This window comes from Cupriavidus necator (genome assembly GCF_040578825.1).
GTDB classification, from domain to species: Bacteria; Pseudomonadota; Gammaproteobacteria; order Burkholderiales; family Burkholderiaceae; genus Cupriavidus; species Cupriavidus necator_E.
In genome coordinates this window covers 1-15,369 of sequence record NZ_JBEFLI010000035.1, presented here as the reverse complement: position 1 = coordinate 15,369, position 15,369 = coordinate 1, and the positions used below count along the sequence as shown (strand labels likewise).

Sequence of the window (15,369 nt, the reverse complement as noted above, 5' to 3'; positions counted from 1 at the left end):
CCCGCTTATCGTTCGCGGAACGCCATTTCCTTCGTCTTGATGATGGGCTTGAGCAGATAGTGGAGCACCGTCTTCCGGCCGGTCAGCACATCGACCGTAGCCACCATGCCGGGCAGGATCGGCACCTGCACGGCGCTGCCGCCGGGCCGGTTGTCGCGGGTGCGCACACGCACCAGGTAGTAGCTTTCGGGGCGCTCGCCCGGGCGTTCGGGCGTCAGCGTATCGGCGCTGATATGCTCGACGGTGCCGGGGAAACCGCCGTAGATCGAGAAGTCATAGGCCGACAGCTTGACCATCGCCGGCTGCCCGGTCCGCAGGAAGGCGATATCGGCCGGGCGCACGCGCGCCTCTACCAGCAAGGTGTCTTCCAGCGGCACGATTTCCAGCAGGTCCATGCCGGGCTGCACCACGCCGCCGACGGTGTTGATCTTGATCTGCTTGACGATGCCTGCCAGCGGCGCGCGCACCAGCGTGCGGTCGACACGGTCCTGCAGCGCGGTGTTGGTGGCGCTCTGCGCCGCCTGTTCGGCCTTGGCCTGGTTGAGTTCCTTCATGGCCTCCGCACGGAAATGCGTGGCCGCTTCGTCAAGCTTCTGCAGGCTTTCGCGGTAGGCTGCTTCGAGCCGCGGCATGGCCAGCCGCGTGGCATCCAGCTCACCCTTCAGGTCATTGGTCTGCCGCTCCAGCCGCAGCACGTCGACGTCTGACACCACGCCCTGCGCCACCATCGGGCGCATCATCGCCAGCTCCTGCGCCACCAGCCGGTGGCTTTGCCGCAGTTGCTGCTCGCGCGAGCGCTTTTCGCTCAGCTCCTGGCGCCGTTGCTCGGACTGCTGGCGCAGCACGGCGAGGTTGGCGTCGAAGGCGCGCTTGCGCGATTCGAACAGCGAGCGCTCCTCGGCCACGAAGCGGCGGCTGTCGGCATCGTCGGATGCGCTCGCCACGAACGCCGTGCCGGCGGCCTCGGCGCTCAGGCGCGCAATGCGCGCCACCAGCGCATCGTCCTTGGTCCGCCCTTCCTGGTATGAAGCCGTGAAGCGGGTATCGTCGATGCGCATCAGCGCCTGGTCTTTCTTCACCACTTCGCCCGGACGCACCATGATCTCGGCGATGATGCCGCCTTCGAGGTTCTGCACCACCTGCACCTGGCTCGACGGGATCACCTTGCCCTCGCCCACCGTGACTTCATCCACGTGCGCCAGCGCGGCCCACGCCAGCGCCGCCAGCACGAAGACCAGCGCGCACCACAGGATCCAGTGCGTGAAATAGCGCGGCCCCGCCATCGCCGCCGCGTCGCGCTCGCACATGAAGTCGGTGTCGTCGGCGCGCGGCTTCAGCGCGGCGGCGAGCCGGCGTGCCAGGCGGCGCAACGGCGAACTGCATTGGGGCTCAGGCCGAGGCGACATGGAGCTTTCTCCCCGCGAGCGCGTTCAGTACTTCGGCCTTAGGGCCGTCGGCGACGATGCGGCCCTGGTCCATCACGATCAGGCGATCGACCAGGCTGAGCAGCGAGCCGCGATGCGTGACCAGGATCAGCGTGCGCGGGCCCAGCGCCGCGGCCAGCCGCGCCTTGAACTGTTCTTCGGTGCGGTTGTCCATCGCGCTGCTGGGTTCGTCGAGCAACAGCAGCGGCGGCTGCAGCAGCTCGGCGCGGGCGATGGCGATGGCCTGGCGCTGCCCCCCCGACAGCCCTTCGCCGCGCTCGCCGAGCCGCAGGTCATAGCCGTCGGGCAGCCGGTCGGCAAAGTCGCTGACGCCGCCCAGCCGCGCCGCGCGCAGCACGGCTTCGTCGTCGGCGTACGGGGCGCCCATCACGATGTTGTCGCGGATGGTGCCGCTGAACAGCATCACGTCCTGCGGCACATAGCCGATATCGCGCCGCAGCGCGGCGGGATCGAGCTGGCGCACCTCGGCGCCGTCGACCAGCACCGTGCCGGCGTCCGGCGCGTACAGGCCCAGGATCAGCTTCTCGATGGTGGTCTTGCCCGAGCCGATGCGCCCGATCAGGCCGACGCGCTCGCCGCTGGCAATGCGGAACGACACCCCGTCCAGCGCCGCGCTGTCGCGGCCCGGGTAGCGGAAGCCGACCTGGCGGAATTCGATCTCGCCCCGCAACGGCGGACGGTGCACGAAATGCTTGCCCGGCGGGCGCTCCACCGGCAGCGCCATCATCCGGTCGATGCCGGCCAGCGCGGTGCGCGCCTGGTGATAGCGCGTGGTCAGCCCGGCCACTTGCGACAGGGGCGCCAGCGCGCGGCCGGCGAGGAGGGTGCAGGCGATCAGCCCGCCCATGGTGAGGCGGTCGTCGGCGATCAGGTAGACGCCCATGACCACCACCGCCAGCGTGGCGGCCTGCTGGGCGAACAGCGACACGTTGATGACGCACGCCGACAGCAGCCGCGCGCGCAGCCCCAGCTTCGCCATCTGGCCGACCACCTGCTCCCAGTTGCGCTGGGCGGCGCCCTCGGCACCGGTGGTCTTGATGGTCTCGAGCCCGACCAGGGTTTCGACCAGCGCTGCCTGGCGCTGCGCCGCGCAGGCGCTGCTGGCGCGCACCGCGCGCGACAGCGGGCCCTGCAGGGCCAGGCTGACGCCGATCACCAGCGGCACCGTCAGCAGCGGCACCCATGCCAGCGGACCGCCAACCCAGAACATCGCCGCGATAAACACCACGGCAAACGGCAGGTCGACCAGCGTGGTGATGGTGGCCGAGGTCAGGAACTCGCGCACCGACTCGAACTCATGAATCTGGCTGCTGAGGCTCCCCACCGACGCGGGCCGCGACTTCATCTCGATGCCCAGCACCTTCTCGAACACCGTCGCGGAGACCGTGACATCGATGCGCCGGCCCGCCACGTCGACGAAATACCCGCGCAGCGTGCGCATCGCCAGTTCGAAGCCAAGCACCAGGCCCACGCCGATGGCCAGCGCCCACAGCGTTTCCAGCGCATGGTTGGGCACCACGCGGTCATAGACGTTCATGGTGAACAGCGGCATCACCAGCGCGAACACGCTGAGCAGCAGCGAGGCCACCATCACCTCGCCGTAGACCGGCCACGACTGCCGCATCACGCCCCAGAACCATTGGTGCGGCGGCGCCTGCGCGGCATCGTTGTCCGTGGCTTCAAAGCGGTGCGCTGGCCGGGCGAAGATGGCATGTCCGGTGTATCGGGCCAGCAGGTCTTCGCTGCGGACCGCCTGCTCGCCTTCGCCCCACTCCGGCCAGCAGACCGTCAGCATGCCGTCGTTGCCGCGGCGCAGCAGTACGCAGGCCTGCGCCTGGTCGAGCAGCAGGATGGCGGGCAGTACCAGTTCGGGGATTGCGTCGAGCCGGCGCCTGACCAGCCGTGCCGACATGCCGGCACGCGCTGCCGCGCGCGCAAACAACGCCGGGGTCAGGCGGTGCGCTTCAAGCGGCAGGCCCGCGACCAGCGCTTCGGCCGAGACCGGCCGCTCGAAGCGCCGGGCCAGCCAGAGCAGGCACGCCAGCAGCGGATCGTCGGGACGGTCGTGCCGGCATGCCGGCTCCGGCATGTGCCAGCCCGTGTCCTCGCCGTGGGGTGCAGGCGCAGCGGCAGCGGCATGCATGGCAAAGGCCGGAGCGCTTCAGCGCGGCCAGTGGCCGGCGCAACGGCGGGCGTGGCGAACCCTGCGGCCTTGCGCGCCGCGTGCGCAGCGCATGGGTAGCGTGCATCGAGCCATGGTGTCCCCCCGGTCCCATTGGTTTGTCGTGTTTCGCAAGAATATGCGAGGGGGACTTGCGCGCACATCGGACAGATGGATCAATGCGCGCAGCAAAAAGATGGGGCCGGATCATCCGTTTGGCGTTTCACGCGCGAAACGGATAACCCGGTACAGCTGGCTTACTCGAGATGGATTTCCCCGTCGAAGCGCACATTGAGCCGCACGCCCGGCATTTCCAGCGTCACCGAGACCGGGAAGTGCTCGGTGCCGGCAATGGTGCCGTCGGCCAGCGCCTTCGATATCGCCTGCTCGATCTCGCGCTGCGAACTGACGCCGACGACCTTCAGGAACTTGCGGATGCTGAGGTTGAAGGTTTCCTCGTTCATGGCTGTCTCCCTGTCTCCCGGAACCCGGCTTTTGGCCGCTACCCAGACAGCCTAGGCGATGCGGGGGCCTTGTGCAGGCCCCCGCCGTGGCCGGCCGATCAGATCACGCCCTGCTCCCGCAACTGCGCGATCCGTTCTGCCGACAGGCCCAGCACGCCTTGCAGCACGCGCTCGGTATGCTCGCCCAGCCGCGGCGGCGGCGCGTCGTACTGCACCGGGGTTGCCGCCAGCCGCAGCGGGCTCTTGACCGTCGGGCAGACGCTGCCGTCTTCGCGCACCAGGTCCACCTGCAGCTCGCGATGCCGCACCTGCGGGTCTTCCAGCACCTGGCCGTAGTCGTTGATCGGCCCGCACGGAATGCCCTGCGCCTCCAGCGCCCGCACCCAGTGCGCCGTCGGGCGCGTGCGCATGTGGGCCTCGAGCATCGGCACCAGCGTTTCGCGGTGGACGATGCGGCCGGAGCCGGTGGCGAAGCGCTCGTCCGCGGCAAGATCGGGACGCTCGATGCCGCGGCAGTAGCCCTGCCATTGCCCGTCGTTGCCGGCCGCCACGATCATGTAGCCATCGGCGGTGGCGAACACATGGTAGGGCACCATGTTGGCGTGCGCATTGCCAAAGCGCGGCATCGCCTTGCCGGTCACGCGCTGCGCGATGATCGGCGTGGCGCCGACCGCGACCACCGCATCCAGCAGTGCCATGTCGATATGCTGGCCTTCGCCGGTGCGCTCGGCATGGCGCAGCGCGGCCAGCACGGCCACCGTGGCGTACATGCCGGTGAGCATGTCCACCACCGCGACGCCCACCTTCTGCGGCCCGCCGCCAGGCAGGTCGTCGCGCTCGCCGGTGACGCTCATCAGGCCGCCCAGGCCCTGGAAGATGAAGTCATAGCCCGGCTTGTGCGCGCTCGGGCCGGTCTGGCCGTAGCCGGTGATGGAGCAATAGACGAGCGAAGGATTGATCGCCTTGAGGCTGTCGTAGTCCAGCCCGTAGCGCTTCAGGTCGCCGACCTTGTAGTTCTCCAGCACGATCTGCGACTGCGCCGCCAGCTCGCGCACGATCGCCTGCCCTTGCGGGCTGGCGATATCCAGCGTCACTGACTGCTTGCCGCGGTTGGCGCCGGCAAAGTAGGTGGCATCGCGCGAAGGCTGGCCGTCCGCGCCGGGCAGCCACGGCGGCCCCCACGAGCGCGTGTCGTCGCCCGCGCCGGGGCGCTCGACCTTGATCACTTCGGCGCCAAGGTCGGCCAGGTTCTGCGCGCACCACGGGCCGGCCAGGATGCGCGACAGGTCCAGCACGCGCACGCCGGCCAGAGCGCCCTGCATCCGTGGCGCGCCTTGCGCGGCCGGCATCAGATCGGGTCCCAGCCGATCACGTCGGGCGAACGCTCCAGCTTGAAGAAGCTGTTGCGCATCGCGGGCATCGCGATCTCCGCCACGCTCTCCGGGGTCCAGCCTTCGCTCAGATGCACCGAGCGCACCGGGCGCGGCTGGCTCATCAGCATGATCTCGTTGGCGCGCACCGCGAAGATCTGGGCGTTGACTTCGCTGGCCGCGGGGCTGGCGAGGTAGACCGCCACCGGGGCGATCTTGCCGGCTTCCATCTTCTGCAGCTTGGCCACGCGCGCCTTCTCTTCCGGGGTCTCGGCCGGGATCGAGCTGGTCATGCGGCTCCAGGCGAACGGCGCGATGCAGTTCGAGCGCACGTTGAAGCGCTGCATGTCGAGCGCGATCGACTTGGACAGCGCGGCGATGCCCAGCTTGGCCGCGGAGTAGTTGGCCTGGCCCAGGTTGCCGATCAGGCCCGAGGTCGAGGTCATGTGCACGTAGGCGCCGCTCTCCTGGTCCTTGAAGTAGTTGGCGGCGGCGCGGCTGACGAAGAAGGTGCCGTGCAGGTGCACGTCGATCACCGAGCGCCATTCCTCCTCGTTCATCTTGAAGAACATGCGGTCGCGCAGGTTGCCGGCGTTGTTGACCACGGCGTCGATGCGGCCGAAGTTATCCAGCGCGCATTGCACGATCGCATTGGCGCCGTTCCAGGTCGACACGCTGTCCGTGTTGGCCACGGCCTCGCCGCCGGCGGCGCGGATTTCCTCCACCACGCGCTGCGCGGGCCCGGTATCGCCGCCTTCGCCGGTCATCGACACGCCCAGGTCATTGACCACCACCCTGGCGCCGGCGGCGGCCATTGCGAGCGCGATGCCGCGCCCGATCCCACCACCCGCGCCCGTTACCAGCGCAACCTTGCCCGCCATCAAACCGCTCATTGCATGTCTCCTGTGAACTCGTCCTCTGAATACTTTTTGTGCGGTCACCGACCGCAAACCGTGCGAACACCCCTTTGCCGCGGGCATAAGGCCCGCCGATGCGGTCAATCCGGATGTCCAGGCCGCACGGGTTACGATAAATTGGCACCCGCGACTTTGGAATTCACGAATCACAAAAGTGGCCTTAGGCCCGACGGAAGCCCATGCATTACGACCTGACCGACCTCCGCCTCTTTCTCAACGTCGGCGAGACGGAGAACCTGACCCGCGCAGCCGAGCGCAGCTTCCTGTCGCTGCCCGCGGCCAGCACGCGCATCAAGCAACTGGAAGAGGCGTTCCAGACACAACTGCTGATCCGCCAGGTCAAGGGCGTGCGGCTCACGCCGGCCGGCGATGCGCTGCTGCGCCATGCGCGCGAGGTCTTCCGCGAGCTGGAGTGCCTGCATGCCGACCTGCGCCCCTACGCCAAGGGCGTCAAGGGCCGGGTGCGGCTGCTGGCCAACACTACCGCCACCAATTCCTTCCTGGCGACCGGCGTGTCGCGCTTCCTGACGGAAAACCCGGACGTGGACATCGAGCTGGAAGAGCACCTGTCGCAGGAGATCGTCTCGGCGATCAGCGCGGGTGCGGCCGATCTTGGCATCGTTGCCGGTGAGGTCGCCACCGAGGACCTGGACGTGATGCACCTGTGCAGCGACGAGCTGATCGTGATCGCGCCGGTCAACCACCCGCTGCCGGCGTTCAAGCGGCTGCATTTCGCCGACCTGCTCGATACCTGCCGCTTCGTCGGCCTGAACCAGTTCAGCGCGATCCAGTCGTTCCTGGACCGCATCGCCAGCGGCATGGGCAAGCGCATCAGCCTGCGCATCCAGGTGGGCAGCTTCGATGCGGTGTGCCGCATGGTGGAGGCAGGCGCGGGCATCGCCATCGTGCCCAACAGCTGCGCGCGGCGCTACGCCAGCCGCAAGGTGCTGCGCTTTATCCAGCTGGAAGACGACTGGGCCAAGCGCGAGCTGCGGCTGTGCCGCCGCCCGGGGCGCGAGCTGCCCCAGTTTGCGGAAACGCTGATCCAGTACCTGGTGGACGCGGCGCGCGAGCCGGTGTAAGCCCGCTGGCCTTGCTGCTCAGCCCGCGGCCAGCCCCACGGAATGCGCCACCAGCCGCGCCAGCGGCAACAGCGACACCGCCATCACCGCCAGCAGCAAGGCCATGGCAAAGACGCCCGGCCAGCTCGTGCGCCCGCAGCGCGCCAGCGAATCGTTGACCCGCTCGGGCGACCAGTGGTATTCGCGCAGGCGCCGCACGGTGCCTTCGGCATGCCAGCGGTACAGCTCGTTGCCGTACATGCCCAGCAGCAGCGCCAGCACAACCAGCATCGGCCGCGACAGGATCAGCGGCATGTCGAGCCGCAACAGCGCATGCACCACCGGCTCCGCGCAGACGATCAGCGCATACACGCCCACCTGCCAGTACATGCGCCGGTAGGCCATCCAGAACGGCCCCAGCAGGCACGCCGCCCAGTTCCACGACATGCCGCCACTGACTTCGGCCCTGGCCCAGCGCGCGTGGTAGAACGGGTAGCGCGCGCCCACGAACGCGGCCAGCGCCGCGTCGTCACGGATCGATGCTTTCATGCCAACCTCCCCTGCAGCGGCGGCGCCTTGCCATCGCGGCGCAACCTGTGCCACAGCATAGGCCGCGCCGCGCGCGCGCTGCGTGCGCTGGCGCGCATTGCGGTGGAGATTGGGGCAAACCCGGCGGGTACGGTGGCGCCGGCGGCCTATTTCCAGCGCTGCAGGATCTGCAGGATGATCAGCGTGAAGACGGTGGCGATCACCGCGGTGGTGTCGCGCCCCAGCCCGGCGGCCACGCCGATGGCCGCGACCATCCAGATGCTGGCCGCGGTGGTCAGGCCCTTGATATGGGCTTCGTCGCTCTGCTTCAGGATGGCGCCGGCGCCGAGAAAACCGATGCCCGCGGTCAGGCCCTGCAGCACGCGGCTCATGTCGGCCAGCGGCACGCCCGCCTGCAGCGGCACCAGCACGAACAGCGCCGAGCCCAGCGCCACCAGCATATGGGTGCGCAGCCCGGCGGCCTTGCCGGACGACTCGCGCTCATAGCCGATCAGCCCGCCCAGCACTACCGCCACGGTCAGCCGCACCAGGATGCGGGTCAACTCGCCAGCGTCAGTCACATCGGCGAATTCCGCGCGCAAGGCAGTGTAGATGTCCGACCAGACTCCATCCATCGCGTCCCTCCGGGTGCAGTGATGCAGACCTGAGCGTAGCACGGGATGCGCGCGCATAACCCGGCGATGCGGCGCGGGACGCCGGCGGCACCTGCCCGATTAGCGCGTTTTTGCACGTGCGGCGGCGTCCTACAAGGCAAGCGGAACCTCCCCGACAGCCCCGTTATATCGGGATTCCTATATTGGAATCACCGAGACAAGACTTCGACAGGAGCCACACCATGCCCTACATCCTCGCCTGGCTACTTGGTGTCCCAGCCTTTGTACTGATTCTGATCTGGCTGTTCGTACACTGATCCGCGGGGCCCGGCTGCGGCCACCGGCCCCTGCCCAACCGCGCGGCGCCGCCCAGGCGCCCGCGCATCGCAACGCCCGGCCCTGCCGGGCGTTGTCGCGCAGTGCCCCCGTTCCGCCCTTCTTTCGCTGCACCCCGCTTCCGGCCGCCCTAAGCCGCTCTTTCGCAAATCCGAATTTCGGCATGCCGGGGGGTCGGGAATAATGGCCTCCATTCAAATCGAACCGGGCCATCCCATGCTTGCAGAAAAGGACCACGACCAGCTCTACCCCGAAATCCGTGAAGCCGTGCGCGACCTCTGCGCCGGCTTCGATTCGGCTTACTGGCAGCGCGTGGAAGAACAGAACGCGTTCCCCGAGCAGTTCGTCCAGGCGCTGACGCAGGCCGGCTGGCTCTCGGCACTGATCCCTGAATCGTATGGCGGCTCGGGCCTGTCGCTGACCGCGGCCTCGGTCATCATGGAAGAAATCAATCGCAGCGGCGGCAATTCGGGCGCCTGCCACGGCCAGATGTATGTGATGGGCTGCCTGCTGCGCCATGGCTCCGACGAGCAGAAAAAGCGCTGGCTCCCCGGCATCGCCTCGGGCGAGTTGCGCATGCAGTCGATGGCGGTGACCGAACCCACCACCGGCACCGACACCACCAAGCTCAAGACCACCGCGGTGCGCCAGGGCGACAAGTACATCGTCAATGGCCAGAAGGTCTGGATTTCGCGCGTGCAGCACTCGGACCTGATGCTGCTGCTGGCGCGCACCACGCCGCTGGACCAGGTCAAGCGCAAGTCCGAAGGGCTGTCGGTGTTCGTGGTCGACCTGCGCGACGCCATCGGCAAGGGGCTGACGGTCAAGCCGATCCGCAACATGGTCAACCACGAAACCAACGAGCTGTTCTTCGACAACCTCGAAGTCCCGGCCGAGAACCTGATCGGCGAGGAAGGCAAGGGGCTCAAGTACATCCTCGACGGCCTCAACGCCGAGCGCATCCTGATCGCCGCCGAATGCATCGGCGACGGCTACTGGTTCGTCGAGCGCGCCAGCAACTATGCGCGCGACCGCATCGTGTTCGACCGCCCGATCGGCCAGAACCAGGGCGTGCAATTCCCGATCGCGCGCTCGTATATCAACGTCGAGGCCGCCAGCCTGATGCGCTACAAGGCGGCGCAGCGGTTCGACGCCGGCAAGCCCTGCGGCAAGGAGGCCAATATCTCCAAGCTGCTGGCCGCCGACGCCTCGTGGGAAGCGGCCAACGTCTGCCTGCAGACCCACGGCGGCTTCGGTTTTGCCGCCGAGTACGACATCGAGCGCAAGTTCCGCGAGACGCGCCTGTACCAGGTGGCGCCGATCTCGACCAACCTGATCCTGTCCTTCGTGGCCGAGCACGTGCTCGAACTGCCGCGTTCGTTCTGAGGCGGCGCATGTCTGTCCGGGAGAGCGCCGCGCTGGTGGACCGGAAGACCATCTGAGCCATCGCGGCGCCCGGACAACGGGCGCCTTTTTCTTTTCCGCAAGACCGTACCTGATCACCGGAGCCGGCATGAGCCAATCCGCAGACACTACCTACCCCACCCGCCAGCTTTGCGATTTCCTCGCCAATCTCAGGCTGGCCGACGTGCCCGCGCCCGTGATCGAGCGCACCAAGGACCTGTTTCTCGACTGGATCGCCTCGGCCATCGCCGGCAAGGACGCGCCGGCCGTGCGCAAGCTGCAGGAGTTCGCCGCGGCCATGGGTCCGGCGCAGGGCGGCGCCGAGGTGCTGGTCGACCGCCGCCGTACCTCGCCTTACTTCGCCGCGCTGATCAACGGCGCTTCGTCGCACGTGGTCGAGCAGGACGACGTGCATAACGGCTCGGTGCTGCACCCGGCCGCGGTGGTATTCCCCGCGGTGGTGGCCGCCGCGCAGGCCGAGGGCAAGACCGGCGCCGAAGTGCTGCTGGCCTCGATCGCCGGCTACGAGGCCGGCATCCGCATCGGCGAGTTCATGGGCCGCTCGCACTATCGCGTGTTCCACACCACCGGCACCGTCGGCACGCTGGCCGCCGCCGTTGCGGTCGCCAAGCTCTATGGCCTTGATGCCGAAGGCATCAACCAGGCGCTGGGCTCCGCAGGCACGCAGGCCGCCGGCCTGTGGGAATTCCTGCGCGACGCCGCCGACTCCAAGCAACTGCACACCGCCAAGGCCGCTGCCGACGGGCTGCAGTCCGCGTGGCTCGCGCGTGCGGGCTTTACCGGCGCCAAACAGATCCTCGAAGGCAAGCAGGGCATGGCCGCGGGCATGTCGAGCGACGCCAATCCCGCCTGCCTGACCGACGGCCTCGGCACGCGCTGGGCCACGGCCGAGACCTCGTTCAAGTTCTTTGCCTCCTGCCGGCATACGCATCCGGCCGCCGATGCGCTCAAGGCGCTGATGCAGCGCGAAGGCATCACCGCGGACCAGATCGCCAGCGTCACCACGCATGTGCACCAGGGCGCCATCGACGTGCTGGGCCCGGTGGTCAACCCGGCCACCATCCACCAGGCCAAGTTCTCGATGGGCACGGTGCTGGGGCTGGTGGCCGTGCATGGCCATGCCGGGCTGGGCGAGTTCGAGCAGCATGCGCTGCCTGACCCGCAGGTGGCCGCCTTCCGCGGCAAGGTGGAGATGGAACTCGACGACGAGATCAACGCCGCCTACCCGCGCCAGTGGATCGGCCGCGTGACCGTAAAGACGACCGATGGCCGCACGCTGGCCGCGCGCGTCGACGTGCCCAAGGGCGATCCCGACAACACGCTGTCGCGCCCGGAGCTGGAAGCCAAGGCGCTGCAGCTCGGCGCCTTCCGCCACGGTGCCAGCGAGGCCGAGATGCGCGCCATCATCCAGCGCGTGTGGGGCCTTGAGCAGGCCCCGAACGTCAACGACTGGCTGCCCGCCGCGGGCTGAGAACCACCACATGTCCAAACCGAGCACTGACTCCATGACTGACGCCAACGCCGAACTCGAACGCCTGCGCGGCTGGATCGGCCGCAGCGAATCCCGCACCGAAACGCTGTCGCCGGAACCGGTCATCGGCCTCGCGGCCACGTTCGACCTCGACCCCGAAGCCATTGCCGCCGGTCCGCTGCCGCCGCTGTGGCACTGGCTGTACTTCCTGCCGCGCGCGCCCCAACGCGAACTGGGCCGCGACGGCCATCCCGCGCTCGGCGGCTTCTTCCCGCCGGTGCCGCTGCCGCGCCGCATGTGGGCCGGCAGCGAGCTGAGCTTCCACCACCCGCTGCATATCGGCGATACCGTGACGCGCACCTCCACCATCAAGGACGTGCAGTACAAGACGGGACGCACCGGCGAGTTGTGGTTCGTTGCGGTCGACCATGAGCTGACTGTCAACGGCAAGGCTGCGGTGAACGAGCGGCACAATATCGTCTACCGCGCGATGCCGGATCCGGCCACGCCGCAGCCGCCGCGTCCGCGGCTGGGACATACTGCCCAGTGGCAGCGCACGCTGCGGGCGGATCCGGTGATGCTGTTCCGCTATTCAGCGCTGACGTTCAACGGGCACCGCATTCACTACGATCGCGAATACACGCGCAACGTGGAGGGCTACCCGGGTCTGGTGGTGCACGGGCCGATGCAGGCGATGCTGATGCTGGACCTGGTGGCGCGGGAAATGCCGCAGACGCGGGTGAAACGCTTTGGCTTTCGGGGGCTGGCGCCGCTGTTTGATCAGGATCTGGTCAGTGTTGGCGGTGCCGCGGATCCGGCGCAGCCGGGGCGGCTGGTGTTGTGGACGGGAGATGATGCTGGCGGGCAGGCGATGCAGGGGTGGGCGGAAGTGGAAGGTTAATGCGCTGGCGGGTTGCTCCCCTCTCCCGCTTGCGCCCGCTTGCGGGAGAGGGAGTACACATTGGCAATTGAAAATGCGCTGCGGCACGTCCGTTTTGATAATCGATGCATCCCCTCGTGTGCGCATGCAGAGGACCACCAGTACCGCGAGCCCTCAAATGCCGGTCTAGCCCTCCCTGCTGGGCTCGTTGAGGTTTCTAAGGTTCAATCAGAACCAAAAATCAACGATCGATGAAGGAACGCTTCCAGAGGACCTTACGATAGGCGAGCCAGCCCATCACGTGAAATGACGAATAGTGATGCTCGAATTCACCATCAATGATGAGTTCGGGGCGTCACGATTAAGCGTCGCGCAACTCCTCAACGAGTCGCTGCACAAGTTCGCGCGCCGGGAGTTCGCGAGCCAGGAGCGCCCCCTGACCAGCCCATTGCGCTGCAAATTCATTGTTGCCGCGCTTCACTGCAGCCGCAGACAGTTGCTTCGCTGCATCGTAGGCCACGGGGTAGTCGGCGGGTCGCGGGCTTCCCGGTGCTTCCCCATGGGCAATCAAGCGATTGACCATGCCGCGCGCGGGCCGACCCGACAACGCAGCAGTAAGCTGCGTTACCGCGGCACGCTCGCTCTTGAGATTCTCACGATAACTTGCGTTGGCCGAGGATTCCGGGCACAGGATAAAGGCCGTACCCATCTGCGCCGCCACGGCGCCAAGGTCAAGCGCCGCCTTGATGCCCTGCCCGTCCATCATGCCGCCGGCAGCAATGATTGGCAGCTTTGACCGCCGCGCCAGCAGCCGCACGAGTACAGACGTAGACAAGCGCTGGTCGACAGCCTCCGGGTCGAACATCCCGCGGTGGCCGCCTGCCTCAATGCCTTGTGCCACGATGGCATGCACGCCGGCCTGCTCGATCTGGAGCGCCTCATCAAGATCGGTAGCAGTCGCCAGGGTCTTAATGCCTGCCTGATGCAAGGCCTGGATGCGGTCGCGGGTCGGCAGGCCGAAATGGAAGCTGACCACGGCCGGGCGCAGATCGAGCAGCACTTGAAGCATGTCGTCGTCCTCGATGAAGGACTTGTATATCTCGACCAGTGATGTCGGCACCTCGATGCCCGCCTCGGTAAACAGCGGCGCGAGGTACTGCAGCCAGGCAGCCTCGCGAGCGGCGTCGCGATGCGCTGGCGCATGACAGAAGACATTGACGTTAAAGGGCTTCGATGTGAGAGCAAAAGTCTCCTCGATCATCTGACGAGCCTGTGCAGCCGTACTGGCACCGATGCCAATTGACCCGAGCGCCCCTGCGTTCGAGACCTCCGCTGCCAGCCGAGGCGTGGAAACGCCCGCCATGGGCGCCTGAATGATGGGGTGCTGGATGCCAAACTGCGCGAGAAAGGGACTGGATATGGCCATGATGACTCCCGGTTGAGTAGGTAGTAGAGATTCTCTTTCTGAGAGTATAATCACATTATCGATCTTTGTAAGAGAACATCGTGGATCTGGAGTCGCTCAGGATCTTTTGCATGGTGGCGGCAGAATTGAGCATCACGCGTGCTGCCGCGCGGCTGGGACGAGCTCAGTCGAACGTGACCACGCGGATTCAATTGCTCGAGGCAGACATCGGCGTGGAGTTGTTCGTGCGCACCGGCAAACGCATGAGTCTGTCGACCGCAGGCGAGCGTTTTCTCGGTTACGCACAACGCTTTCTTGCCCTGGAAGAGGAGGCGCGAAACGTCGTGACAGGTGGCCTGGCAGGCGGCGCTTTACGATTGGGCTGCATGGAGAGCACCGCAGCGAGTCGCCTGCCGGCATTGCTCGCTGCCTATCATTCCCGCTACCCGCGCACTCGTCTGCAGGTCAGTACAGGCCCTTCACGCTTGCTTTTCGAACATGTGCGCACGGGTCAACTGGATTGCGCCTTCCTGGCGTTGCCGCCGGGTCTTGAGGAAGAAGAAACACTCGAAAAAATGGGCATGACAGCGAAAGCAGCGTGGTCTGAAGAGCTGCTGTTTGTCCTGCCAGCGAGCGAGTCGTCTGCGAAGAGGCCTGCCGACGTACAGACACGATGCCTGGCCGCGTTTGCACAGGGCTGCACATACCGTGCCCTCGCTGAAGAGCAACTGGGCATTGCCGAGAACACCGACTGGACGGTACAGGAGATGGGGTCTTACCACGCCATGATCGCCTGCGTGGCGGCAGGTGCAAGCGTAACGCTGCTGCCGAAGAGCGTGCTCGACCTGAGCAAAGCACCTCACGCTCTCAAGACCCTGCCAGCCGGCCGCGCCGACACCTGCCTGGTCTGGCGTACCGGATATGACGTGCCGGCATTCCAGAATCTGTTGAACCAGCTGAAGAGAATCTGACGACGGATGCCCTGCCGATGCTCAACGTCGGCGGGGCCCGCCTCACGCCGAGTGGTCTCTGTAGGCGACACTAACGAGAGGCGACAACATGTCACCAGCTACGCGAGCCGTCAAGCATCGAGACAATCAGCGCGAGCCATCCCCCCACCCCTCAATCCGCCTGTATCTTCGGCCGCTGTAAACCCCCCCCCCCCAACCCCCCCCCCGCCCCCCCCCCCCGGGCCCCCCCCCCCCCCCCCCCCCCCCCCGACACGGTCAGCACGATCACCGCGGTCTGCGGCAGGTCTTCCACCAGCAGCTGCAGCGCTTCCAGTCCGGACA

13 protein-coding genes are annotated in these 15,369 nt (G+C 67.2%); 5 read left to right on the top strand and 8 right to left on the bottom strand.

Translation table 11 applies throughout. The features are described 5' to 3' along the window. Positions 1 to 5 precede the first annotated feature (5 nt). From AB1I47_RS18150 to AB1I47_RS18130, 5 genes are all read right to left on the bottom strand, one after another. A complete protein-coding gene (locus AB1I47_RS18150) occupies positions 6 to 1,406 on the bottom strand; it encodes an HlyD family type I secretion periplasmic adaptor subunit (RefSeq protein WP_354685130.1) in 1,401 nt (466 codons plus the stop codon). Then, on the bottom strand, positions 1,390 to 3,588 hold the full coding sequence (locus AB1I47_RS18145) for a type I secretion system permease/ATPase (RefSeq protein ID WP_354685129.1): 2,199 nt from the start codon (positions 3,586 to 3,588) through the stop codon (positions 1,390 to 1,392). Before AB1I47_RS18145 ends, AB1I47_RS18150 begins: the two co-directional genes overlap by 17 nt. Positions 3,589 to 3,863: 275 nt before the next feature. Beyond that, the gene (locus AB1I47_RS18140; protein ID WP_354685128.1) at positions 3,864 to 4,070 is read right to left on the bottom strand and encodes a DUF6494 family protein; all 207 of its coding nucleotides are present in this window, start codon (positions 4,068 to 4,070) and stop codon (positions 3,864 to 3,866) included. A gap of 98 nt (positions 4,071 to 4,168) precedes the next feature. Further along, complete coding sequence (locus AB1I47_RS18135; RefSeq protein ID WP_354685127.1) at positions 4,169 to 5,392, bottom strand: CaiB/BaiF CoA transferase family protein; 1,224 nt, start codon at positions 5,390 to 5,392, stop codon at positions 4,169 to 4,171. Between the two features lie 26 nt (positions 5,393 to 5,418). Further along, positions 5,419 to 6,333 (bottom strand): SDR family NAD(P)-dependent oxidoreductase, encoded by a 915-nt coding sequence (locus tag AB1I47_RS18130; protein WP_354685126.1) that lies wholly within the window; start codon positions 6,331 to 6,333, stop codon positions 5,419 to 5,421. A 203-nt stretch (positions 6,334 to 6,536) separates the two neighbouring features. Here AB1I47_RS18130 and AB1I47_RS18125 point away from each other — a divergent pair, with 203 nt between their 5' ends. After that, on the top strand, positions 6,537 to 7,439 hold the full coding sequence (locus tag AB1I47_RS18125) for a LysR family transcriptional regulator (RefSeq protein WP_354685125.1): 903 nt from the start codon (positions 6,537 to 6,539) through the stop codon (positions 7,437 to 7,439). Positions 7,440 to 7,457: 18 nt separating this feature from the next. Here AB1I47_RS18125 and AB1I47_RS18120 read toward each other — a convergent pair whose 3' ends face one another. Further along, complete coding sequence (locus AB1I47_RS18120; protein ID WP_354685124.1) at positions 7,458 to 7,967, bottom strand: DUF2628 domain-containing protein; 510 nt, start codon at positions 7,965 to 7,967, stop codon at positions 7,458 to 7,460. A gap of 146 nt (positions 7,968 to 8,113) precedes the next feature. After that, complete coding sequence (locus tag AB1I47_RS18115; protein WP_354685123.1) at positions 8,114 to 8,581, bottom strand: MgtC/SapB family protein; 468 nt, start codon at positions 8,579 to 8,581, stop codon at positions 8,114 to 8,116. A 531-nt stretch (positions 8,582 to 9,112) separates the two neighbouring features. Here AB1I47_RS18115 and AB1I47_RS18110 point away from each other — a divergent pair. From AB1I47_RS18110 to AB1I47_RS18100, 3 genes are all read left to right on the top strand, one after another. Then, positions 9,113 to 10,282: an acyl-CoA dehydrogenase family protein gene (locus AB1I47_RS18110; protein WP_354685122.1), complete on the top strand. Its 1,170-nt coding sequence runs from the start codon at positions 9,113 to 9,115 to the stop codon at positions 10,280 to 10,282. A gap of 127 nt (positions 10,283 to 10,409) precedes the next feature. Continuing rightward, a complete protein-coding gene (locus AB1I47_RS18105) occupies positions 10,410 to 11,792 on the top strand; it encodes an MmgE/PrpD family protein (protein WP_354685121.1) in 1,383 nt (460 codons plus the stop codon). Between the two features lie 34 nt (positions 11,793 to 11,826). Then, entirely contained in the window at positions 11,827 to 12,693 is an 867-nt protein-coding gene (locus AB1I47_RS18100) for an HTD2 family dehydratase (protein WP_354685120.1), read from the top strand. Between the two features lie 340 nt (positions 12,694 to 13,033). Here AB1I47_RS18100 and AB1I47_RS18095 read toward each other — a convergent pair whose 3' ends face one another. Beyond that, the gene (locus AB1I47_RS18095) at positions 13,034 to 14,098 is read right to left on the bottom strand and encodes an NAD(P)H-dependent flavin oxidoreductase (protein ID WP_354685119.1); all 1,065 of its coding nucleotides are present in this window, start codon (positions 14,096 to 14,098) and stop codon (positions 13,034 to 13,036) included. 80 nt (positions 14,099 to 14,178) lie between these two features. Here AB1I47_RS18095 and AB1I47_RS18090 point away from each other — a divergent pair, with 80 nt between their 5' ends. Continuing rightward, positions 14,179 to 15,048 carry a LysR substrate-binding domain-containing protein gene (locus AB1I47_RS18090; protein WP_354685118.1) on the top strand — a complete coding sequence of 290 codons (870 nt, stop codon included), beginning with the start codon at positions 14,179 to 14,181 and terminating at the stop codon, positions 15,046 to 15,048. Positions 15,049 to 15,369: the final 321 nt, after the last annotated feature.